Source organism: Nitrospirota bacterium (assembly GCA_040755395.1).
In the GTDB taxonomy this organism is placed as follows: domain Bacteria; phylum Nitrospirota; class Nitrospiria; order Nitrospirales; family Nitrospiraceae; genus DATLZU01.
In genome coordinates, this window is sequence record JBFMAX010000011.1 from 69,521 (window position 1) to 90,870 (window position 21,350).

Here is a 21,350-nt window from a genome sequence, read left to right on the forward strand (position 1 = left end):
GAAGGGAAATCCGATGAGCGCGCCCGCCGCTCATGGCCTCACGCGTCCAATACCTCGCGGACTTTCTCAACCAGCGCCGATTGGGCGTACGGCTTCCGGAGATAGCGCTTCCGATCGATCCGGTGATGGTTCATGGTCTCCTCCGCATAGCCGGAGATGAAGAGGGCCTTGAGACTCGGGTGCTGGACCATCAACCGTTGGACCAGGTCCCGCCCGCCGAGATCCGGCATGATCAAATTGGTCACCGCCACATGGACGGCTCCCGTGTGTTGCTGACCCACCAACATGGCTTCGACGGGAGAACCGGCGACCAGGACGTGATACTGATAGCGGCTCAGAGTCGCGCGTGCGAGCGTTCTCAGTACTTCGTCCTCTTCGACCAGCAGGATTGTTTCAGCGCCTTTCGCGCACAAAGCCCGGTACGATCCCGCACCCGATGGCGGCGCCTCCCGCTCGGCCTGCGGGAGATAGACGGTCACGACCGTCCCTTGCCCCGGGCTGCTGTGCACCTCGACAAAGCCGCCGTTCCGCCCCGCCAGGGCATAGATCGTCACCAGCCTCAGCCCGCGACTCGCTCCCTTCCCTTTGATTGATGTGGCTGAGATGAACGGCTCGCAGAGGCCGGCTCGGGTTTCTTGGTTCATCCCGCTTCCGTTGTCGCTGACCACCAAGGCGACCGCCCGACCGCCGCGGATCGCCTCTGGCTGCCAGGCTCCGCTCGGTTCCACGGTCATGTTCTTGGTTTCGATCGACAAACGGCCGCCCCGCGGCATGACCTCACGCGCGTTGAGGGCTAAGCGCAGGAGTATCTCCTCGATCTGCCCGCGATCGGCCCGCACCGAACCGGCGTCCGGCGCCAGCACCAGGCGGCACTCCACCGTCGAAGGCAGCAGCTCTTGGACAATGTCCTGCAATTCGGTGACGATCACGTTCACGGGCAGAAAGTCTCGGCTCACGCTTTCCGATTGGCCGAGCGACAAGATCTGCGCCGTGAGTTCGGCTGCCCGGTCGCCGGCATTGAAGACCTCTTCCACCGGCCGGCGAAGCGGATCGTTCAACTTGAGCTTCGACAGCAGGAACCCCGTACGGCCACCGATGACGGACAGCACGTGGTCGAACTCCTGCGCCAGTCCACCCGCAATCCGACCGATCGCCTCCAGTTTCTGCGCATCGCGGAGCTGCCGCTGCAGTCCCGTTCGCTCGACGGCGCCCAGACGCAGCGTTTCGTTCACCGTGGACAGCTCGGCCCGCAGACCCTTCATCCGCGCCTCAAGCTGGTCGCGGCCGGCCCGCAAGGCGGCTTCCATCTCCCGCAGCTCGGCGATCTCCCCCAACAGGCTCGCCTTCTGATCCCGTTCCTCGGACAGGCTCTCAAGGGTCACTCCGTAAAAAACGGCCATAATCAGCAGAACCGGAACGCCCAGAAGATGACCGGCCGAGACCTGGCCTGTTTCAATGACCCCTTCGTACAACACCGCGCCGTAGGCCGCACAGAGCACCACCGACAACCCCAACATCTGTTTGAGCGTGCGGACGGATGCGGCGATCAGCATGAGCAAAAAATACGACAGATACAGCTCCGACCGCGCACTGCCGGAAAGGTAAATGACGGCCGTGACGACCGTCGTGTTGCAGCCGACGAGCGACCACGAGAACCAGCGCGCCTCCAACAGATTCGGCGGCAGCGCCAGCAGCCCGGCGACCATCACCAGCAGGCCCAGGGCCAATAGATCCGCCGTGCCCGGGCCGATCAGGAAATGCTCGCCGAAGCGCAATTGACACGACAGGATGATTCCGACGAGACTCTGTAAGAGCACGATCCGGAAGCGAGGCGCCGTCAACCAACGGGTGAGGCCCGCCGTCTGGGGCAGGATCGCGGAGGCTGTCGGACACTTCGTTGTGCTCACGGATCGGATGCCGTGCAGATGACCGATAGGTGCCGGATCAGCAATTTTTGTACCGCAACACATTCGACAAGATTCACGGTATTCCTCGACAAACAAGCAGGAGCCACGACAGCGGTGAAGGGAACGTCCCTACAGTGAGGTCACAAAAAAGGACGGGCGACACGGGAAGTCTTGGGAGAAAACGGCTTGCAGGCTGGTACCCGACAGAACACGGGACAGCCGGCGCCGCGCGCGGGGGAATGTGGAGCGCAGCTTGGAGCGATCGTTACCGTATGGCGTGACTATGAAAAGTCTAGATCGGTGATGAAGGAGAAAGGTCGGCGAGCTTACGTCGCAACGCCATGGCGGCTTTCCACGCCTCCTCCGGCTTTTCGGCTAGAAAAGTGACATGGCCCATCTTGCGGCCGGGACGCACGGCTCGTTTCCCGTACAGATGCAGCGCCGCGCCCGCCGTCCCGAGCAACTCGACTTGCCCTGTCCCCGCGCCGACTTGCAGCGCATCGTCGCCGATGAGATTGACCATCACGGCGGGGCTCAACAGCCGGACTTCGCCGAGCGGGAGACCGCACAGCGCGCGCACCTGTTGTTCGAACTGCGACACCGTGCACGCGTCGAGCGTGTAATGGCCGGAGTTGTGCGGCCGCGGCGCCACTTCGTTGATCAGGAGGCGGCCGTCGGGCATGAGGAAGAGCTCCACGCAAAACACTCCAATCCCATCGAGCGCTTCGACGACGTCTCCGGCCAGTGCCGCGGCGCGCTCCGCAGTCCCGGGATCCACCGAGGCCGGCACGCGGGTGGTCCGCAGGATGCCGGCTTCATGGATGTTCTCCACGACCGGATAGATACGGCGGTCTCGGTCTGCTCCGCGCACGACCAGCACCGACAGTTCCCGCTCGAAACGCAGGAACATCTCGACAATCCATCGGCTGCCGCCTCCCGCGGTCTCCCGCAGCCGACGGCACAGGATATCCAGTTCGTCCCGATTCTGGATCTGCCATTGGCCTTTCCCGTCGTAGCCGAACGTCGCCGTCTTGCAGAGACAGGGGAAACCCACTTCCTCCGCCAATGCCAGCTCGTCGGGCGACCGGATCGCGCGAAACGCCGGCACGGGTAGTCCCCGGGCCGCCAAAAATTCCTTTTGCGTCAACCGATCCTGGATCAACCGCAAGATCCGACTACATGGCCGAACCGGGACCTTGCGCTCCAAGGCCTCACACAGAGCCGCCGGCACGTTCTCCCACTCGTACGTGGCTGCGCTGACCAGATCGGAAAACTGCGTCAGGGTGAGGGGATCGGAAAACGGGGCGGCAAACGTGTGGTCGGCGCTCCGATGGGCGGGCGCCTCGGGATCCGGATCCCAGACGGCGATACGGTAGCCCAGACGGCGGGCGGCCTGGGCGAACATAGCCCCGAGTTGTCCACCGCCGAGGACCCCCAACACGGAACCGGATTCGATCGGCACCACAGTCACGCCTTGCGTGTCTTCCCCGTTCGCGGCGACGGGGTCGGCAAGGGCCCTTGGGATGCGATGACCGCGCGCGTCTGTTCGGCGCGGAATTGTTGCAGGCGTTGACGGATGACCGGATACCGCCCCGCAAGAATCTGCGCGGCAAGGAGGCCTGCATTCTCGGCCCCACCGATGGCCACGGTCGCGACCGGTACCCCTCGTGGCATTTGCACGATGGAGAGGAGCGAATCCAGGCCGCGCAGATGTTCCGTGGGAATCGGCACGCCGATGACCGGCAAGTGGGTTTTGGCCGCCAGCATCCCGGGCAGATGGGCGGCGCCTCCTGCGCCGGCGATGATGACCTCGATGCCGCGGCTCGCCGCCTGTTCGGCATAGGCGAAGAGGCGATCGGGCGTCCGGTGAGCCGAGACGACCAGCAACTCGTTCGGCACGCCCAACTCGGTGAGGATCGCGACGGCCTTTTCCAGGGTAGGAAAGTCGCTCTTGCTCCCTCCGAGCACCCCCACCAGCGGCCGGATGCGTCCCTTGCCGTTCCTCGATAGACGTTGGCGCGAACCAGCCATATGCTCTCCTCCGCCGCCTTCAGCCCGAGCCATGAACCTGCGGGTGGCCATCTCGTTATCCCTCGCCCCGGGCCCTTGCGATCCCGCACGGATCGAACCACGCCCACCTTAGCCGTTCCGAGAAAGAGGGTCAAGGTACAAGCGTCCCGAAGTACAAGCGTCCCGAGGAAACACCGGAGCCGTTTGACCCTCTTATCCGAATTCCTTTATGATACACGTGACTTCCGTCCCGATCATCGGAGGCCGCGGTGCAGCGCCTGGGAGAGGGGTTGAAAGCCAAGGTTCAGTCGTTTGTCAACCAACCCACCGGCTTGGACGAAATCACCGTCGACGACCTCGCCACCTCATCCAAGCTGCAATCCTGGGAAGCGGTTCAGATCCCCGAACGACTGAAGTTTTCCTCGCGGCTCGCCATCAAGCTGGTTCTGCTCTTTACGCTGATCATCGCCTTCGTCCCCTGGACCCAGACCATCACGGTCACCGGCCAACTCTCCGCCTATTCGCCGTATGAGCGGCCGCAGGATATCGAGGCGCAGATCACGGGACGCATCAAGAAATGGCACATCTTCGAAGGTGTGCGGGTCAAGCAGGGAGACCTCATCCTCGAGCTGGAGGACGTCGATCCGAATTTCATGGCGCCGGACCTGCTCTCCCTGCTCGAGCAGCGGAAGGTTGCGCTGGAGCAAACCCGCAAGGCCGCCCTGGAACGGGCCGAGCAGTTGGACAAGCGGATTAAGGAAATGCAGAACCTGGTGAGAGCGGCCGTGCCGTCCGCTCAGGCTCGGGTCGTGGAGGCCGAAAACAAGGTCCGCGAGGCCCAGCAGAAGGTCGCCGCCGCCAAGATTGCCGTCGACACGGCCGAGTTGAACGTCGATCGCCATCGACAACTAGCCGAGCGGGGCCTGGTGTCGCAACGCGAACTCGAACTGACGATTCAGGCAGCCATCGCGAGCAAGGCGGAGTTGCAGGCAGCCCAAGCTTCTTTGAAAGCCGCCCAGCAGGCCATGATGGCGTTGAGTTACGGCCGCGACCAGGTCAGCGCCGAAGTGCTGCAACGCTTGATCGACGCGGAAGCGGCCCGGGACGGCGCCTTCGCCGACGCCGCCAAGGCGGCTAACGAACTGGCCGATGTCACGCTCCGTTTGTCGAATGCCACGCAGCGGCGCGTAGCCAGCCGGATTCTGGCGCCGATCGACGGCACCGTCGTCCGGATGGCCGAAGTCGGCCCCGGGGAAACGGTGCGGCCCGGAGATAAGCTCGTCCGTATTTCGCCCGCTAGCATGGACAAGGCGATCGAGATGGTGGCCGACGGTCTGGACGCTCCCTTGCTGAACGTCGGGAGAAAAGTTCGAATCCTGTTCTACGGCATCCCGGCGATCCCGCTGCCGGCCTGGCCCGAGCTGATGGCCGGCACGTACGGAGGCGTCATCAAAGTGATCGACCAGGTGGACGACGGCAAAGGCAACTTCCGCTTCTGGGTCGTGCCCGACCCCGAGGACCGGCCCTGGCCCGATCAGGCCCACGTCCGGCAAGGGACAAAAGCCATGGGATGGGTGATCCTCAATCGCGTCCCCCTCTGGTACGAACTCTGGCGTCGTTTCAATCTGTTCCCGCCCGACTATCAAGAACGGCCGCCCAGCCTGATCGATACGCTCCTGCCCAAGGCCGGCCGCGGTGCCAAGTAAGCGTCGTTCTCCCGGCCTTTGCCCTGGGCGTCGTTCGTGTCGTCTCGCCTCCGGCATGCGATCCGTTGTAGCAAATCAGTCGATGGGCGCAGCTTCTGCCCGAACAGAAAGGAGTGTGTACGATGAGTCGCCTGTTTGCCGTCGTCGCCTGCTTCATCTTGGCGACCTGGTCCGCGTCGAGCCAAGCGCTCGCCGCCGACGCGGCCAAGTCGAAGCCGTTGCCCCCCATTCCGCTCTCGCTGGACGAAGTGTTGGCCTGGGTGGACCGTTCGCATCCCCTGCTCAAAGGCGCCGGCACCGAGAAGGTGACCGCCAGAGGCAAATTGCTCAAGGCCCTGGGCGCCTTCGAGCCCGTCCTGGTCAACGACACGGAACTTGAGCGATTCATTCCCAGCGGGACGACCGACACCAGGACCGCCGGGTTCAACGACACGCTCATGGAGGTCCGGCATCCTTCCGGTCTCAGAGGGTCGGCCGGCATCCGGCAAGTGCTCGGGGGCCCCGCCAAAATTCCCGACCTGGCGTTCAGCGGGGACACCAATCAGGTCATTCTCGGCGGACTCATTCCGCTGTTGCGCGGCCTGATGATCAATCCTGAGGCGGCGGAACTCCAACGGTCGCAGTTGGCCGACCCGATGGCGGACGTCAAGATTTCGCAGACCCGCCAGGACCTCTTCCTGGCCGCCGCCACGCAATACTGGGATTGGGTCGCCGCCGTGAAGCTGGCCGACATTCAGAAACGCGCGCTCGGCGTCGCAGAGGATCGGGCGAAGCAGGTGGAGGGACGCGCCAAGGCCGGCGCCGTCGCGCCGCTCGACGTCGTCGAGGCGAATCAGGAGGTGCAGCGCCGCAGGGAAATTTGGATCGCCGCCCAGCGCGCCGTCGAGCAGGAGCAATACAGATTGTCCATGTTCCTCTGGGAAAATCATGCCCCCGTGACGCCGCCGGCCGAGCGGGCGCCGGACCTGCCATCGCAAGCCGTCGTGCCGCCGCCGGAAACGGTGCAAGCCCACAAGCTTCAGGCCAAAGCCAATCGCCCGGAAGTCCGGCAGATCGGGATCGAGGCAAAGCTCAACAATATCGATCTGGAACTGGCCAAAAACAATCTGTTGCCTAGTTTGGACGTGGAGGCGGCGCCGGCGCGCGCCCCGGAAAAGTTCGTGCTGGGCCTCGGCTATCGATTCGGCGCCGAACTCCGCATTCCCATCTTCCAGCGCCGCAGCCGCGGTGAGGTGCTGGAAGCGCAGGGGAAGGCGGATCGGCTCGTCCTCGTCCAGAAGTTCCGCGAACAGCAGGTCGTCGTCGATGTGGACAACGCGCTGTCCGCCGTCGAACGGGCCAAGGAGCGCATCGCCGCCGCCGCCGACTCGTTGCGGCTCGCCAAGACGCTCGAGGAGGGTGAACGCTTCCGCTTCAGCCTGGGCGCGACCAGCGTGCTCTTCGTGAACTTGCGGGAGCGCAATTCCGTAGACTCGGAGAACCAACTCGTCCGCGCCAAGGCGGATTACCAGAAAGCCCTGGCCTTCTATCAATGGGCGATCGGCGCGTGGGCAAAGAGCGAGGCGTCGGCCGTTCCGGTCACCTACCGGGCGCGCGAATGATCGCCGGAGGCAGTGGTATTTTTCTCCGTGCTTTGATAGGGTTAGACGATTCATCGGGCGAGCGGGCGGCGGGTCGGCATCCGCCGTCAACCCGCCGCCCGGTCTGTTGAGCACCTCCCAGCGAGCGAGGCATGGATCCAAACCGCTCCGAGAGCCATCCTGTCACGCTCCAGTCGATGATCGGCCGTCTCGGCCTACTCCTGCGTCTGGAACGCCGGGTGCTCGGCCTGATCGGTTCCTACTCGGTGGCGATCGGGCTCTTCTCGCTCATCGTCCCGTTGACCGTTCAAGAGCTGGTCAACACCTTCGCGTTCGCCATCCAACCGATCACGATCGTGACGCTGGCCGCCGTCATGGTGCTGACCCTGTTGTTCGTCGGCGCCTTCCGCGCATTGCAGTTTTTCGCCGTCGAGATTTTGGAACGACGGGTTTTCGCGCGCGTCGCCCTGGCGATGACCGAGCACCTGCCTCACCTCAAGTCCCAAGGCTTCAAGCCGCGCTACGCGAATTATTTTCTGGAGACGGTGCTGATGCAACGCGCCCTCTCGGTGCTGCTCATCGACGTCGTCAACGTCGTCGTCGGGGGCGCCATCGGCATGACGATCCTGGTCTTCTACCATCCGTATTTTTTGCTGTTCAACGCGGTGCTCCTCGCCGGCTTCGGCGCGATCATGTTTCTGCTCAGCCACGGAGGCCTGCGGGCGACGATCCAGATGTCCCACGCCAAGTACGACACGCTGCACTGGATGCAGGAGATTGCGTACAACCTGCTGCATTTCAAATCGACCGTCAGCGAACCGCTGCTGATCAAGAAAACGGACGAACTGGTCAACGCCTATGTCGCCGCGAGACGCACGCGCTTCCACGTCCTGATGCGGCAGTATCTCGGCTCCGTCGGGTGGCAGGCGTTGGGACACAGCGGTCTGATCGCTACGGCGGGGTGGTTGCTCTCGATCGGTCAACTGACGTTGGGCCAGTTGGTCGCGGCCGAGGTCGTCGTGGGCACGCTGCTGCTGAACTTCGACGCCGTCGTCAAGCGCATGAGCCACATCTTCTACTTCTTCACCGCGCTGCACGAGCTGGATTTTCTCTTCTCATTGCCCAAGGACGAAGACACGGCGACGCTGTCCGTGCCGCTGCCCGATCCGACGATTCACGGCATTCGGGTGACCTGCAAGGACCTGACGTTCGTCCATCATGCGGGGGCTGTGCCGATTTTCCAACGCTTCAACCTTGAAGTGACGCCGGGAGAGAAGATCGGCATCTATGCGACCAGCACCATCGCCAAGACGACGCTGGCTCGTGTCCTGGCCGGCATCGAGTCGCCGACCTCCGGCGTGATCCGTTACAACGGGGTCGATCTGCGCCATCTCGATTTGCAGACGATCAACAAATGCCGCGGGTTCGTGCTCGATTCCCAACTCTCGCTGTTCGAAGGGACGCTGGAGGAGAACATCGTTCTGGGCCGCACCAATATCCCCTACAGCGACGTGCGATGGGCTCTGCGGTTCGCCGAACTGGAAGAAGAAGTGGACGCCCTCCCGCAGGGGCTCAAGACCCACGTTCGGGCTCCCGGCATGATCTTCGCCCCGACCCATATTCTCCGCATCTTGGTCGCCCGCGCGATCCTGTCGAGGCCGCAAATCCTGATCTTCGACGGCATCCTCCACAATATGCAACCGACCGTTCGGGAAACGATCCTGCGGCGCCTCTGTTCGAAAGAAGAACCATGGTCGGTCATCTTCGTTTCCAACGATCCCAACCTCACCCCCCACGTGGATCGCCGCATCGTCCTGGACTAAGGGCTTGCGTGTCACTCCGGTGAGCGTCCATACTTCGGCCGAATCCCGCCTCCGCGCCGTACAGCCGCGGCGGAGATTCGCCAAGGACTCCGGTGAATGAGCGCCGACGGCTCTGAGCGTCATCCTCCGCACGTCTCCCAGGCCGTGGCGACGCTCGCGCGCCTGGTGTTGCTGCTCGGGTTGGAGAAGCGCATCCTCGCGATCATCCTGACCTATGCCGTCGCCATCGGGCTGTTTTCCCTCATCGTCCCGCTGACCGTCCAGGAGCTAGTCAACACCTTCGCCTACTCGATCCAACCGATCATGATCGTGACGCTCGCCGGCACCATGCTGGTGGGCCTCCTGTTTATGGGCGCGTTCCGCGTGCTCCAGGCCCGCGCGGTCGAAATTCTGCTTCAGCGCCTGTTCACCAGAATCGCGCTGGCCATGACCGAACACCTGCCGCGCTTCCGCGAAGAGGCGTTTTCACCTCGTTACGCCAACTATTTCATGGAAGCGGAACTGCTCCCCCGGGCGACGGTCGCCATGCTGGCCGACATCGTGAACGTGCTGATATCCGGTTCGCTGGGCATGCTCATTCTCGTCACGTATCACCCCTATTTCCTCGGCTATAACATCCTGCTAGTCAGTGGCTTCGTCTTTCTGATCGCCGTGTTCGGCCGAGGCGGATTCGAGATCACGCGGAAGGTTTCCCGACTCAACTACGACACCTTTAGCTGGCTGCAGGACATCGCCCACAACCGGCTGCACTTCAAGGCGACGGCCAGTCGGTCGTTGCTGCTCAGGAAAACCGACGAACTCGTGCGGGCCTACGTCATGGCGCGGCGGATACGGTCCGACATCCTGACCGGCAGCCAATACAAGAGCGCCGTCATCTGGCAGGCGTTCGGGCACAGCGGCATGATCGGGCTGGGCGGCTGGTTGCTGTCCATCGGCGACATCACGCTCGGCCAGTTCGTGGCGGCCGAGCTCATCGTCGGCGCCTTGCTCATGAACCTTGATACCGTCGCCAGGCGGATGTACGCCGTGTTCTATGCCTTCACGTCACTCTCGGAACTGGCCACGTTCTTCGGCCTGCCGAAGGAACGCCCCAGCGGGCTGGTGTCCGTGTCCCCGCCCGATTCGGTCCTGTTCGGGGTCAGGCTGACCTGCATCGACGTGTCCTTCGCCTATCCGGGCCAATTGCCCGCTTTTGAACACTTCAACATCGAAGTGGCGCCCGGCGAGAAAGTCGCCGTCTTCTGCGGCGACAGGGTCGGGAAAACGTCGTTGGCCCTGGTACTGGCCGGGCTCTATCTTCCGACATCCGGCGTGATCCGCTACAACGACGTCGACCTGCGCGACGTCAGCTTGGAGTTCATCAACGCCTGCCGAGGACTGGTGTTGGATTCCCACCTCTCGCTGTTCGAGGGGACGATCGAGGAAAACATCACCCTTCGTCGCGAATCCGTGCGTTTCGATGATCTGCAATGGGCGCTGCGGTTCGTCGAACTGGAGGACGAGGTGGACGCGATGCCGCTGGGACTGCAAACGCCGGTGGACGCGCGCGGCAAGAACTTCACCAAGAGTCAAATCCTGCGGATTCTCGTGGCGCGGGCGATCGTCGCCCGGCCCCAGCTTCTGATTCTGGACGGCACGCTCCACAATATGGAGCCGGCGACCAGGGACATGATCCTCCGCCGGCTGTGCTCCAAGGAGGAGCCCTGGTCGGTGATCTTCGTGTCGAACGACACGACGCTGGCCGCGCGCGTGGACCGCCGGATCACGCTGACCTGACAGCAGGCCGAGGAGCGGCGCGCCGCGATTCCTTTCCAGGATCGAATTTGCTAGACTGGCTTGCAAGTGCTCCCGCCTTGGCAAGGCCGCACCGCGGGAGAGGAAGGCGAACCGTGCTCGGTCGGCTTCGCATCACATGGCCCAGCGGGTCGCAGCTTTTGATCAGCGCGCTGATCGCAGGGCTGGGCTGGGTCAGCGGCCAGGCATTGAGCCAAGTCGATCAAGACCTGCGCGTCATGTACACCGAGTACACGCTCGGCGCGGCCGACTTGGCTCACATCTCCGCCGATGTGATGCGGTACCGGAATACGATCATCCGCGCGCTGGAAGCCCCCAACAAGAAGGAATTCGAGCGCATTACGGAGTCCCTGCCGTACCAGCGGGCCCGCATCCAACACGCCATCGACCGTTACGCCGCCGCGAGCCTGCGGGTGTCGCGCAGCGGACGCAGCGAGCCTCGTGACCTTCAGGCGGTCCGCGACAGTCTCGACCAATACTTCTCCGCAGCCAGCTTGACGATTCAACTGCTGACGCAGGAATGGAACGCTCCTTCGGCCAAGGAAGCGACCGAGCTCCGTCGCAAAGCCGAAATCCACGCCGCGGACAATTCCGGCCCCAAGATGATTCAGGTCAGCCTGGCGTTGGATCGACTCATCGAAACCGTCGCGGACGTCGCCAAAGACATGCGGGATGAGGGCACCAGGACCATCCGCAGCACCAGTGCGATGCTGGTCGGCGGGAGTTTTTTCATCGCGTTGCTGAACTTGTTCCTCACGCGGTCGCCGGGATCGCGGCTTCAGGCTGCCCCCCCGCCCGCACGACGCGAAAAGCAGGAACCGACCATTTCGCCGATCGCCGTCCCCGCCGAAAGCCCCAGCTCGGTCTCCCGAAGCGACTGACAAGAGCGCTTCTTCGCGTTGCCGGATTCTTCGGCGTTCACGATCGCTTGCCTTCCGTTTCTGTCCTTCCCAGTGTGCGGAACAGTTCCGACCGTTCTTGCTCGGTGAGATTTTTCCATTGGCCCGGTCGCAGGCCGTGGAGCGTGATGTGCATGATCCGGACGCGCTGGAGGCTGACGACCCGATACCCGAGGGCTTGGCACATGCGCCGGATCTGCCGATTGCGGCCCTCGGTCAGCACGATGCGGAAGCGCCGCGGGCCCAGTCTCGCCACGGTGCAGGGCTTGGTCCGTTTCCCGAGCACCACCACTCCGCCGGCCATGCGTTCCAGGAACCGCCCATCAAACTCCCGGTCGACTTGGACCACGTACTCCCGCTCATGGCCGTGTTCGGTCCTGAGGACCTCGTTCACGATGTCGCCGTCGTTGGTCAACAGGATCAAGCCGGAGGAATCTTTGTCCAGACGGCCGACCGGAAAGATGCGCGCGGGATGCCCGATTTCGGCGACGATGTTGCGCTTCACATGGGGCTCGCTGGTCGTGGTGACGCCGACCGGCTTGTGATACTTGATATAGACCGCCGCGGCACCCCGGCGAATCATCTGGCCGTCCCTCGCGACGACGTCGTCGGGCCCAACTCTGTCGCCCAACCGGGCGATCCGTCCGTTGATCGAGACACGGCCTTCTTCGATGAGCTGATCCGCTTCTCGGCGGGAGCAGATGCCCTGTTCGGTGAAAAATTTATTGATCCGGATCACGGTCGATCGCTCGCGGGCACGAGTGTACCAAGAACAGAGGGTCGGCGGGGAGAAGGGAGGAAGAGCCGGGCTATGTCACGCGGCGTCCCGCGCGAACGCGGCCCAGGATGCGGTAGACCAGGCGCGCGACGGCGAACTGCGGCGCCACAAACCCTTCGATCGGCGCGATCTCGCTGACGTCCATGCCGACGATGCCCGGCCCCTTGGCCAGCGCCGTGACCAAGGCCAGTGTGTCGTACCACCCGAGCCCGCCCGGCTCCGGCGTGCCCAGCGCCGGGACAAGCGAGGAATCCAAGCCGTCGCAGTCGAACGTCAGATAGACGGGCCCCTTGCAGGCCTTCACCACGTCTGGCACCCATCGCGCGGCGCGCCCTTCATAGGGACCGGCCGGGTCCAGGATGTGGCACGCGAAAAACGTGGTCACGGAGGGAGTCCGATTGATCAAGTCGATCTCTTCCGGCGAGATCGACCGGATCCCGACCTGCACCAGCGGCAATCCGTCGTCGACCACGCGGGCCATGACGCTGGCATGGCTGTAGGGGTTGTCCTGGTAGGCCTTGCGCAGGTCCCCATGAGCGTCGATCTGTACGACACAGAGGTCGGGATAGCGTCTCGCGTGGGCGCGGATTGCGCCGAGCGCGCCCGTATGTTCTCCGGTCAGGGTGAGGACGAACCGACCAGGGGTCACGTAGGGACCGACAAAGGCTTCAATAGCCTCCACCGCCTCCCGGTCGACTTTTCCCTGAAGCGCCAGCGGGGCGGCGGTCGCAATCCCGCCCCATTCCCGGTAGGTTTCGCAACCCAGGGTCTCGTCGTACAGCTCGACTTGTCGGGACGCCTCAATGATCGCCAACGGTCCCCGGTCCGAACCGCGAACGTAGCTGGAGGTGTGTTCGTAGGGCGCCGGAAGGACATAGACTCCGGCGTGATCCGGATGGCACCAGGGTTCGCCGATGCCGAGAAAGTTCTGCTCCTGGCCGAGCCAGCTATGAGGAAGGGCCATCGCTTACCCGCTGGCCTGTATACCGCCGGGCGGCGCGCAGCCGATGCGCGTCGACGCTTACGGACGGCGGCGGACCTTCTTGGGCAGATTCTCCGGCGGAATGAAGACGGCCAAGGCCACGACCGTGGTCCATCTGTTGGGCCGCCCGATCGCGGACTGGGTGATGTTCAACGTCCTGACGATCTTGCCGCCCATTTTAAAGACCTGTTCCCGCTCCTTCCAGGCCTGATTGGCATCGAACTCGATCCCCAACGTCGTGGCCAGCATCTGGGCCGCCAGGTCTTCCGTATACTCGCCGGATTCCTCGTCTGTTTCGCCGTAGGCATGGTGTTCCGACAGATACCCGTAGGTGCGGCGGTCCGTCGGAATCGCGAGCCCGATGGAAGCGGAGATCAACCGGTTCCGCTCGTTGGTCTCCGAGCGAGCCATCACGCAGAACGTGATCTCGCCTGGGTTGAGCAGCTTCTCCCCGCGTTTGCGCGGGATGATCTTGCAATTGGGCGGGAGAATCGACGACACGCTGACGAGATTGCAATACGCCACGCCCGCGCTGCGAAGGGCCTGTTCGAAGGACGCCAACTTTTCCTTGTGTACCCCGACACCCCTGGTCAAGAACATGTGAGTCGGAACCATCGTCGCGCTTCCCCCTTCGTCCGTGCGAACGCGATCGTCGCGTCCGCTGCCCACCGGATTTCATTCACGCGCCGCTCCCGACCACCGGCGCACAGGGCCGGTGTTGTACCAAGTTGAGGACGATTCCGCAATATGCCGGAGGGATTTTTTTACGATGTGATTCACTGGCGGAGGTTGAGGACGAGCAGCCTGGGTTCCGTCATTTCCTCGATGGCGTACCGTACCCCTTCTCGCCCGAGGCCGGAATCCTTGACTCCGCCGTAGGGCATGTGATCCGCGCGGAACGTCGGGATTTCATTCGCCAACACCGTGCCCACGTCCAAGTTCCGAAAGGCGTGAAAGATCCGGCCCACATCTCGGGTGAAAACCCCGGCCTGCAAACCGTAGGGCGAGTCGTTCACAGCCGCCAATGCGTCCTCGAAGCGTTGATAAGGCGAAACGGTCACGACGGGCCCGAACACTTCCTGGCAGGACACCTTCATGGTGGGCGCAACGTCGCCCAAGACCGTCGCTTCCACCACCGAACCGGACCGCTTGCCGCCGAGCAACAGTTTCCCGCCCTGCGCCACCGCCTCGCCGATCCAGTCTTCCACCCGCCGGGCGGCGGCCTGGTCGATCAGCGGGCCGATGACCGTGTCGTCCTTGGCCGGATCGCCCGCTTTCAACGCAGCCACCCGGGCCAGGAGTTTCTCGGTGAACGGCTGGAGCACCGACTGATGGACGAAGATCCGTTGGACCGAGATGCACGTCTGGCCCGCATAGGTATAGCCGCCCGTCGCGCACCGCTGCGCCGCCACGTCCAGGTCCGCATCCGGCTCCACAATCACCCCTGCGTTGCCGCCCAGTTCGAGCACCACCCGTTTTTTCCCGGCTTTTCCTTTGAGCATCCATCCCACAGCCGCGCTGCCGGTGAAGCTCAGCATCCTGAACCGATCGTCGACGACCAGGCGCTCCGCCACCGCGTTGTCGCACGGCACGACGCTCACGGCGCCGATCGGCAGGCCGGATTCCAGCACGATCTCACCGAGCAGCAACGCCGTCAACGGTGTCTGCGGCGCCGGCTTGATCACGATCGGATTGCCCGCAGCCAAGGCCGGAGCGACTTTGTGCGCGACGAGGTTGAGCGGGAAGTTGAAGGGGGTGATACCCAGAATCGGCCCGATCGGGAACCGGCGAACGATCCCCAGGTAGGACTCGGTTCCCGGCGTCCAATCCATCGGCACGATCTCGCCGGGAACCCGCTTGGCCTCCTCGGCGGCGACGCTGAATGTCTGGACGGCGCGCGCCACTTCGCGGCGGGAATCGGTGATCGGCTTTCCCGCCTCGGCCGTAATGGTGCGCGCCGCTTCTTCCTGCCGTGCACGCAGCGCCACGGCGATCTTCAGCAGCGCTTCGGCGCGGGCGTGGGCCGGCAGCTCGCGCATGGCGGCCGTCGCCGTCACCGCCGTCTGCACCGCCGCCTCCGCTTCCGTCCGTTCTGCCCGGCAGATTTCGGCGATCGTCTCGCCGGTGAAGGGATTGATGACCTTGGCGGTCGAAGCCGATCGCCGCCACTGACCGCCGATGAGAAATGGGCGTGCCGCTTCCATCGGGCAGATCCCCTACGAGTCGGACATGAGGAGGATTAGTCTGCGGACTCGACGGCGGACAGACCGCTGGGCGCCGCCTGCGGCGCGTCGTCCTCGGCCTGAGCGACAACGGCCTTGGCGATCAGTTCTTCCGTTCCCCAATCCCGAATCGCCTCGAGCGTGAATGCCTCGTAGGTGGACACCCCGTGGCAGGTGGGGCAGTCCGGCTTGGGGACTTTGCGGCGGAAGACTTCGTTCAGGCACGACATGCAGACCCACAGATCCGGTTCACCGTCCTCACAGGGTATGGACCAAAACGCTTGTGCGGATGACATAGGCAGTTCCTTACCGACCATGTAAATGCGTGGACGAATGTGGCCGAACGGCGCAGCGCCGTTACGCGCCGCTCTTGCCTCGCGGGTGCGTCCGCGCCAGCAGCCGTTCGATCTCTTCTTCAAACACCTGATAAGGGAACGCCCCCGGAATCGTGACGGCCGCGTCTCCGCCGCGCCCGTCCCTCGTCAACATCAGGACGAAGCCCGGCGTCCCGCGGAATCCCCAACTGGTTCCCTCCTGCCGATCGTGGAAGATCGAATCCACATGCCGGCCGTCGCGCATGCAGGTCGAGAAACTCGCGGCATCCAACCCCAGCGCCTTGGCGTGCCGGTCGAACGTCGCGGCGTCGAGCCGTCCGCCGTCCGCAAATAAGCGATCGTGCATGGCCCAGTAGCGGCCCTGATCTCCGGCACAACGCGCGGCCACCGCCGCATCCAGTCCCGGACCCTGGTCGGCGCGGGGATAGTCCCGATAGACGAATCGGACCTTGCCGGTCTCGACATACTTGGCCTGAATACGGGGCCAGGTCTCGCGGAAGAATTTGAGGCAGTACCCGCAGGTGAAATCCGAGTATTCAATCAAGGTCACCGGCGCATCCGAATTCCCGCGGACCCGAAGATCCGCACCCGCCGCGTCGTTCCGCAAAACGCCGCCGACCGACAGCAGCAGCGTCAAGCAGGCCAACAGCGCAGGCCAGGGTACCCCCACCGCTCGTCCCGCTGTCGAGACGGTCGGTTCACTCGATCCCTGTGGGGATCGCGCCGTCACGCGGGCTTCCCCTTCTGCCCGAACCGCTCCATCAACCCCATCATCAGCAGCGGCCAGACCACCGTGGCATCGCTCAACACCTCGGCGAAACGGCCGCCTTCCTCGGGAGGCACGAACTTTCCCCAGGAGATCCCCTCCTGATACGTGCAGCCGCTCAACCCTCCCCAGTAATCGGGCTCAGGGCAGATCCGCACCCCGTACTGGAATCGCGGCGGCTTGACGTTCAACCCCAGCCGCATGTTCCCGATCTCGATATACGGCCCGACTTGCTGCGCCCAGTTCCGCGGCACCCCGCCGCCGATCGTGAAAATGCCCAGCCGCTTGGCCGAAAGGACGTGGTCCGTGTAGCTGTTCAAATCCAGATAGGGATTGAATGCCGGGCATGACCGATGAAGCGCCCGCAACACCGCGAGATCGCCGCCGCCCTGCGCCTGAGCTCGAGCCAAATCCGCGGCTTTGCCCATCGCCCAGGTGCCCACATCCAGCCCCATTTCAGAATCGGTGAAGGCCGGGATATACACCGGGACGTTCTTCAGATACGCGCTTTTCAGAATGCCGCTGCCTTCATACTCCTCGGCCAACGTCCGCCCCAATTCATGGGTCAGGATTTCCGAGGAAAGCGGCTGATCGGCGTTGATCCGCTTGAGCGTCTGCGACACCACGTGTTCCACGTAGTTGAGGTTGGCTTCCATCTCCAAAGTATCGTACACCCGATTATAGCCCTTGCGAAACAACTCCTCATCGCTCATCGACGGACGGTGACGATAGTGCACCTTGCCGATGGACTCGCTGAGTCCGTGGGCGATCAACGCGCCGGTCGAGACGATGACCTGGACCATCCCATGATCGATCATGCTGCTGATGATCTTGCCCATTTTGGCGATCGTCATGGCGCCGGACAGCGTCAGGACGACCGAACACTCCGGATCCTCGATCATTGCCACCAGCACCTCGAAGGCTTCGCCCAAGCGCCTGCCTCCGAAGGCGGTCTTCCGCATGGCGGCCAGGAGGTCCGAAAAGGATTTGATGTTGTCGGGATCAAGAGGCTCGAGCGCCTCCAACCCGTCTTTCGCGCCGTCGTGGAATTCACGTGCGGGCATGCTGCCTACTCCTGCTCGAACCAAGGGGACACGACACGAAAAACGCCTCCCTTATACACAACCTTTCGTATAGGCGTCAATTCGCGAGACTTCGGAAGAGGGACACGATACCGCAGTCGCCTTGCGCGTTGAGGGGGATTGATTAATCGACGGTACGTGCGGGACGAAGCACCCGAAGGCGACAGGACGGAGTCAGTCTTCAGAGAGCGGAAAGTCCGAAGACGTTTCAACCTGGAGCGGCCGGTCGGTCAACGCCTCGTAGGCGGTCGTGACGCTTCCCACAGGAGATACCTGCAACAGGAAGGGAGTCTCCCAATCGCCATCAGCGACGTCATACTCCTCCGGCACCAGGACCCGACGCAGGTTCTGATCCCGCGCGGCCGCCAACTTGAGCGAAATGCCGCCGACCGCGCCGATGTGCCCGTCCCGGGTGACGGTTCCGGTCAGCACGCGGGCCGGCTGAACGAAATCGCCTTTCGCCAAGGCGACCACCGTCAGGCCGACCATGGCGGACAGACTCTCGCCGTAGATGGTGACCCCTTCATATGGCACGGTCAACGAAACACTCCAGGAATCCGTATTCAGACCGGCCAGCCGAGCCGCCCGATTGATCGCGGTCACAACGGCCACCTGCGCCCGAATCGAAAATCGTCCCGGATTGGACTCAAAGGTGACCTCCATCCCGTTGCGGTCCTTGCGGCTCGCCAGGGAAACCTGTAGTTGGGCGACCACCCCGATCGGTTTTCTGTCACGATCGAAGGCGGTGCCCAGGATCGGAATGATTTGCTTGCGGAGCTGGACTTCGTCCTGAAACGACCGCGCCAGAGCAGGTGAGCTGATCGCCACAATGAGGCATGCCGCGATCCCTCCGAGTCCGAGAACCCCTCGCCGAGCCCTCTCCCGGTATGAGCACGTGCTGTTCTCTCGCCCCTGGCCGATCATGGAAAATGTCCTCTGACGATTGCTACGCTTTCTAGGAGCCTGTCCGACATTGCCGTTCGTGACGAGGCGAAGGAGGTGCCGGCAGATGCAAGGCCGCAGGCCGCGAAAAACCGGAGGCGTATTCGCTGGAATACGTTGAGGATTTTTCGGGGCCGAGAACGAAGCAGATGCCGGTACATCGTTCGCCGCAGTAGAAAGGTCGATGTCGGACAGGCTCCTAGATGGGATTATACCGCGTGATCGCCAAAAGGGAAGCCCATGGCGGACTTCCTGCCTGTTCCATCGGTTTGTGGGGAAAGAGGCTTATGTGCCTGGACGCGTGGCCGAAGAAGAACTGGTCCAATTTTCGAGAAAGGTTCGAATCAGAAAGGGGCGCACGGGAAGCCGGTTCACGTGGGAGAAACCTTGGGCCAACGGAAAAATACGCCTTTCCCCCTATGGCGCACGGACCTCAACCGCGCAGGCACGTGCCCATCGGCGGCGTCAAGGCAACGGGCAGTGTGAATCAGCCTGTTCCCGTTGCCACGACCAACTCCTGAAGCCGGACTCGAAGGTACCGCGGCAGGCAGACCTGCGATTCCAGATATTGCATCAAGCGCGCCTTGTCCTCGGCATCCATCATCAGGATTTCCAAGCCGACGCGGGCCCCGTGGGTCCACGTCACGGCTGCAAGGCGCACCGCGATCGATTTTTCGGGGATCGGCAAGCGGAGACGGGCTTGGACATACTGCCCAGGAACCAAAGGCTTGCGGCTGGGGCACCAACAGCCCGGCACTGACACATCAAACACACGCCCTTCGGCCTCAAGCGGCCCATCCCCCGAGCAGGACACGAGGCAATCCACTAAGTGGCGAGGACGCACACGGCAGTACATCGCGCACCTCCTTGTTAGAACGGCTCGTTTTTATGGAAGGCCCGCTGAAGGACGCCCCACCTGCCCATTCATTTTCTGAGCTTCCTGAGCCAAGACATCAACCTTATGGGAAGCGGCTTGCACCGCTTTATGGGAGAATCCGGCGAGAAGATCCGCCAATCCTTCCGTCGTGGGAGCGAAGGCGATGGTGCTGTCGATTTGGGTCAGGCGAGTCCCTAGATAGCTCTCGAGTCGCTGCGCAGCCGCATGTTCGGCCTGGCACGGCTTGGACAGGACGCGGTCAGCGAGTTGCGCCCACTCCATCGAGACAATCGTCAGACTGCCCGCGAGACCGGCGCTCGCCCCGGCCTTCGTCTGGACTTTCAGCACATTGAGCAGCAGGACAAAGCCGTCCGTGGAGTCCGCCTTGACCGTATAGCCCTTGGCTCGCAGCGTTTGCGCGATGGCCGACTCGACGGCTTTCGACGCCGGATCATCACCACCGTTCAGGATCGAGACCGTCTGGCCGAACACAGACGGAATAGACGCTACGAAGAAGACGACGAAGGCGAGCAGAGACATGGCGGTCGCTCCAACGGCCACGGGATACGATCAGGATAGGTTCACTTCACAAGGGTAACCTGCTCTCCGGCGGAACACTATTCTGCATTGGGGGCAAGGAGTCCCTCGTCGGTAGGGAGGAAGGCAACGGCACGATGCGTGGTCTCAGATCGATTCCAATCGCCAAGAACAATTGAACCGGACTCGCGGTCGAGGCAAGCAGGGGGTGCTGGAGCCTGTTGACACGGGTTCGAACCTCCTTCGAGTCACAAGGCTCCTGATCCTCGCAGTCGTTCCGCTTAAACGCCCGTCACACCCCTTGCGTGCTCCCAGTTGGGTTGAACTTGCGGTGGCAAGGGGGCGTGCCAGGCGCGCTCTGCCTCGGTGAGGATCGAAGCACTCTGGAGCCGCAAGGCTCATGCTCGCGGCTTTCGGGGCGCGCAGAACTTTTCGGACTCTGAGCCCACGCCGGTGAGCCCCTCCCATACTTCCGCCCCGCCCCGAATGAAAATGGGGACTGGCTCAGGCTCGAAAAGTCTCTGCCTGTGCCTGTCCCCATTTTCTGACGCGGGAGACTGCCTCCGGCAGACTCCCGCTCTTCGCCCACTAAAGGCCTGGCCTCGTGGCTCGTGCCACCAAGCCGATCTTTCGTCTCAGATCCCCCACCCGCCCGGCTGTCTCAGTCGGGCGGCTTCAGTCCCTCCGGGTCTTCCCCTTTCACCCTTGGTGAGCCAGTCCTCCCCCATGACTTGTCTTGTGGTCCGCGCTCCGCTAGGCGCTTGCTCTCCTGTCTCTCCCTTAACACCGCTCCGTTTTGAGAATACAGCCGATTTTTATGGTCCTACCTACTCCCTCCCTCATTGACAAGTGGAACAGTTTGGAATAGTTTGCCCTCAATTTGCGCGACCTTCTCAGGAGGCGCACTCGTGACCAACCACGCCCTCACTATCCGGCAGGTGGCTGAATACCTCCAAGTGACTGAAAAGACCATTTACAAACTCGCCTGGGCTGGCCGGCTCCCCGGGTTTAAGGTCGGTAACACCTGGCGCTTCAAACGAGAAGACATTGACAAATGGATCGAGTCGAATAAGCGGAAAGCAGTGAAGCCAAAGCCTCGTTGAGTACCAG

Annotated in this window: 19 protein-coding genes; 6 read left to right on the top strand and 13 right to left on the bottom strand. The window is 63.1% G+C overall.

Features of this window, described 5'->3' with window-relative positions; all coding sequences use genetic code 11:
* Positions 1-38: 38 nt before the first annotated feature.
* The 3 genes from AB1555_15015 to purE all read right to left on the bottom strand — a co-directional run bounded on the left by AB1555_15015 (position 39) and on the right by purE (position 3,893).
* The gene (locus AB1555_15015; protein ID MEW6248008.1) at positions 39-1,907 is read right to left on the bottom strand and encodes a response regulator; all 1,869 of its coding nucleotides are present in this window, start codon (positions 1,905-1,907) and stop codon (positions 39-41) included.
* A gap of 292 nt (positions 1,908-2,199) precedes the next feature.
* Positions 2,200-3,369 carry a 5-(carboxyamino)imidazole ribonucleotide synthase gene (locus AB1555_15020; GenBank protein ID MEW6248009.1) on the bottom strand — a complete coding sequence of 390 codons (1,170 nt, stop codon included), beginning with the start codon at positions 3,367-3,369 and terminating at the stop codon, positions 2,200-2,202.
* A gap of 5 nt (positions 3,370-3,374) precedes the next feature.
* Positions 3,375-3,893: a 5-(carboxyamino)imidazole ribonucleotide mutase gene (gene purE, locus AB1555_15025; GenBank protein ID MEW6248010.1), complete on the bottom strand. Its 519-nt coding sequence runs from the start codon at positions 3,891-3,893 to the stop codon at positions 3,375-3,377.
* A 293-nt stretch (positions 3,894-4,186) separates the two neighbouring features.
* Here purE and AB1555_15030 point away from each other — a divergent pair, with 293 nt between their 5' ends.
* The 5 genes from AB1555_15030 to AB1555_15050 all read left to right on the top strand — a co-directional run bounded on the left by AB1555_15030 (position 4,187) and on the right by AB1555_15050 (position 11,701).
* On the top strand, positions 4,187-5,623 hold the full coding sequence (locus AB1555_15030) for a biotin/lipoyl-binding protein (GenBank protein ID MEW6248011.1): 1,437 nt from the start codon (positions 4,187-4,189) through the stop codon (positions 5,621-5,623).
* Positions 5,624-5,745: 122 nt separating this feature from the next.
* Positions 5,746-7,224, top strand: coding sequence for a TolC family protein (locus AB1555_15035; protein ID MEW6248012.1), 1,479 nt, complete (start codon positions 5,746-5,748; stop codon positions 7,222-7,224).
* 131 nt (positions 7,225-7,355) lie between these two features.
* The gene (locus tag AB1555_15040) at positions 7,356-9,026 is read left to right on the top strand and encodes an ATP-binding cassette domain-containing protein (protein MEW6248013.1); all 1,671 of its coding nucleotides are present in this window, start codon (positions 7,356-7,358) and stop codon (positions 9,024-9,026) included.
* 96 nt (positions 9,027-9,122) lie between these two features.
* Positions 9,123-10,802, top strand: a complete 1,680-nt coding sequence (locus AB1555_15045; protein ID MEW6248014.1) for an ABC transporter ATP-binding protein — start codon at positions 9,123-9,125, stop codon at positions 10,800-10,802.
* Between the two features lie 113 nt (positions 10,803-10,915).
* Entirely contained in the window at positions 10,916-11,701 is a 786-nt protein-coding gene (locus AB1555_15050) for an MCP four helix bundle domain-containing protein (protein ID MEW6248015.1), read from the top strand.
* Positions 11,702-11,738: 37 nt separating this feature from the next.
* Here the strand turns inward: AB1555_15050 and AB1555_15055 are convergent, their stop codons facing one another.
* From AB1555_15055 to AB1555_15100, 10 genes are all read right to left on the bottom strand, one after another.
* Positions 11,739-12,455 carry a pseudouridine synthase gene (locus AB1555_15055; GenBank protein ID MEW6248016.1) on the bottom strand — a complete coding sequence of 239 codons (717 nt, stop codon included), beginning with the start codon at positions 12,453-12,455 and terminating at the stop codon, positions 11,739-11,741.
* 73 nt (positions 12,456-12,528) lie between these two features.
* Positions 12,529-13,461 carry an agmatinase gene (gene speB / locus AB1555_15060; GenBank protein ID MEW6248017.1) on the bottom strand — a complete coding sequence of 311 codons (933 nt, stop codon included), beginning with the start codon at positions 13,459-13,461 and terminating at the stop codon, positions 12,529-12,531.
* A gap of 57 nt (positions 13,462-13,518) precedes the next feature.
* Positions 13,519-14,094 carry an arginine decarboxylase, pyruvoyl-dependent gene (locus AB1555_15065; protein MEW6248018.1) on the bottom strand — a complete coding sequence of 192 codons (576 nt, stop codon included), beginning with the start codon at positions 14,092-14,094 and terminating at the stop codon, positions 13,519-13,521.
* 161 nt (positions 14,095-14,255) lie between these two features.
* On the bottom strand, positions 14,256-15,683 hold the full coding sequence (locus AB1555_15070) for an aldehyde dehydrogenase family protein (GenBank protein MEW6248019.1): 1,428 nt from the start codon (positions 15,681-15,683) through the stop codon (positions 14,256-14,258).
* Between the two features lie 35 nt (positions 15,684-15,718).
* Positions 15,719-15,997 carry a hypothetical protein gene (locus AB1555_15075; protein MEW6248020.1) on the bottom strand — a complete coding sequence of 93 codons (279 nt, stop codon included), beginning with the start codon at positions 15,995-15,997 and terminating at the stop codon, positions 15,719-15,721.
* A gap of 61 nt (positions 15,998-16,058) precedes the next feature.
* Positions 16,059-16,766, bottom strand: coding sequence for a thioredoxin domain-containing protein (locus tag AB1555_15080; GenBank protein ID MEW6248021.1), 708 nt, complete (start codon positions 16,764-16,766; stop codon positions 16,059-16,061).
* Positions 16,763-17,866, bottom strand: coding sequence for a deoxyhypusine synthase family protein (locus AB1555_15085; GenBank protein ID MEW6248022.1), 1,104 nt, complete (start codon positions 17,864-17,866; stop codon positions 16,763-16,765). The genes AB1555_15080 and AB1555_15085 overlap by 4 nt, the downstream gene beginning before the upstream one ends.
* Positions 17,867-18,058: 192 nt before the next feature.
* Positions 18,059-18,712 carry a S16 family serine protease gene (locus AB1555_15090; GenBank protein MEW6248023.1) on the bottom strand — a complete coding sequence of 218 codons (654 nt, stop codon included), beginning with the start codon at positions 18,710-18,712 and terminating at the stop codon, positions 18,059-18,061.
* Positions 18,713-19,313: 601 nt separating this feature from the next.
* On the bottom strand, positions 19,314-19,682 hold the full coding sequence (locus tag AB1555_15095; protein MEW6248024.1) for a PilZ domain-containing protein: 369 nt from the start codon (positions 19,680-19,682) through the stop codon (positions 19,314-19,316).
* Positions 19,683-19,712: 30 nt separating this feature from the next.
* Positions 19,713-20,243 (bottom strand): hypothetical protein, encoded by a 531-nt coding sequence (locus AB1555_15100; GenBank protein ID MEW6248025.1) that lies wholly within the window; start codon positions 20,241-20,243, stop codon positions 19,713-19,715.
* Positions 20,244-21,148: 905 nt separating this feature from the next.
* On the opposite strand from AB1555_15100, the gene AB1555_15105 reads away from it, so the two are divergent.
* Positions 21,149-21,343 carry a helix-turn-helix domain-containing protein gene (locus AB1555_15105; protein ID MEW6248026.1) on the top strand — a complete coding sequence of 65 codons (195 nt, stop codon included), beginning with the start codon at positions 21,149-21,151 and terminating at the stop codon, positions 21,341-21,343.
* Positions 21,344-21,350 lie beyond the last annotated feature (7 nt).